This is a genomic window from Variovorax boronicumulans NBRC 103145 (assembly GCF_001591345.1).
Lineage (GTDB): Bacteria > Pseudomonadota > Gammaproteobacteria > Burkholderiales > Burkholderiaceae_C > Variovorax > Variovorax boronicumulans.
The window spans coordinates 1-1,348 of the sequence record NZ_BCUS01000257.1; the positions used below are offsets into that span (position 1 = coordinate 1).

Annotated in this window: 3 protein-coding genes; 2 read left to right on the forward strand and 1 reads right to left on the reverse strand. The window is 69.4% G+C overall.

Going from position 1 to position 1,348, the window contains the following annotated elements; genetic code table 11:
• Positions 1 to 221, forward strand: a 221-nt coding sequence (locus VBO01S_RS31380) for an I78 family peptidase inhibitor (RefSeq protein WP_062483073.1), incomplete at its 5' end; no start/stop codon positions are given.
• Here the strand turns inward: VBO01S_RS31380 and VBO01S_RS31385 are convergent.
• Positions 209 to 457, reverse strand: coding sequence for a DUF1653 domain-containing protein (locus VBO01S_RS31385; protein WP_062483076.1), 249 nt, complete (start codon positions 455 to 457; stop codon positions 209 to 211). The two genes, VBO01S_RS31380 and VBO01S_RS31385, sit on opposite strands and share 13 nt — an antisense overlap.
• Before the next feature lie 54 nt (positions 458 to 511).
• Here VBO01S_RS31385 and VBO01S_RS31390 point away from each other — a divergent pair.
• On the forward strand, positions 512 to 1,348 hold an 837-nt coding region (locus VBO01S_RS31390; RefSeq protein WP_157627553.1), incomplete at its 3' end, for a M48 family metallopeptidase.

Below are 1,348 nucleotides of genomic sequence, written 5' to 3' on the forward strand. Positions count from 1 at the left end.
CGCCGGCCGAACCCGTCTTCCAGTGCAACGCTGAAGGCGCCCGCTTTGCCGTGGGCCAGCAGGTGACGCCTCAGCTCGAAGCCGCGGCACGTGCGCGCGCCGGCGCCGGCACGGCGCGGGTGCTCAAGCCGAACCAGGCGGTCACGATGGAACTCAACCCCGGACGGCTCAACATCAGCGTCGACGCGCGTGGCCGCGTCAAGGACGTTCACTGCGGCTGAGCGTCGATCGGGGTGAAGCGGCGCTGCGGGCGGCCGTCGATCTCGATGGTTTCCTCGAACATCGCGGCGGGCCGGACCCACAGGCCGCGGGCACCGTAGAGGGCGCGGTACAGCGTCATCGGCTCCAGCGTCTCGCTGTGGCGGACGGTGCCGATCACGTCGTATTCGCCGCCCTTGTAGTGGCGGTAGCGGCCAGGGGGCGTTTCGATCAGGGGAGGGAGGTCTTCGTCGTTCAACGGGGGCTTCTTTCTTCGGTAACAACTGTCGGATGAGTCTTTGACGGGAGTCGGATGGACCGTGCGGATTTTGTTCACCTGGTTCGCCTGAGCGAGCACGCGAGTGCGGACGACAGCGCGCGCTACCGGCGTGGCGTCGCGGCGTTCGCCGCGCTCGGCTACCTCTGGGTGCTGGCCTGCCTCGGGCTGGCGGTGGGCATTGTGGCCTGGGTGGTCGTGTCGGTGGCCGACGGGCGCTTCAACTTCACACGCGGCTGGCTGCTCGTGTTCGCGCTGGGCCTGTTCTGGGCGACTTTGCGTGCGCTCTGGGTGCACTTCGACGAGCCCGACGGCGAGCCGCTCACGCGCGCCGACGCGCCTGGGTTGTTCGAGGCGCTGGACCGCATCCGCGAGCGCATCAAGGGTCCGCCGGTGCACCGCGTCTACCTGGACGACAACTTCAACGCCAGCATCAGCCAGGTGCCGCGCTTCGGCCTGTTCGGCGGCGCGCTCAACTCGCTGAGCATCGGCCTGCCGCTGCTGATGATGCTGGACCGCCAGCGCCTGCTGTCGGTGCTGGCCCACGAGTACGGGCACCTGCGCGGCAACCATGGCCGCCTCAGCGCCTGGATCTACCGCACGCGGCTGTCGTGGCTGCGGCTCGATGCCAGCCTGCAGCGCGACGAGGGCGTGATGGCGCTGGTGTCGCAGGCCTTTTTCCGCTGGTACTTTCCGCGCTTTGCCGCCAAGACCTTTGCGCTGGCTCGCCAGGACGAGTACGAGGCCGACCGCATCTCGGGCCGGCTGCTCGGCACCGCGGTGGCCGCGGCGGCGCTCACCGAAGTGGCCATCAAGGGCAACTGGTACGCCAGCGAGTTCTGGCCCTGGCACTGGGCGCGCGCCGAGCGCGAG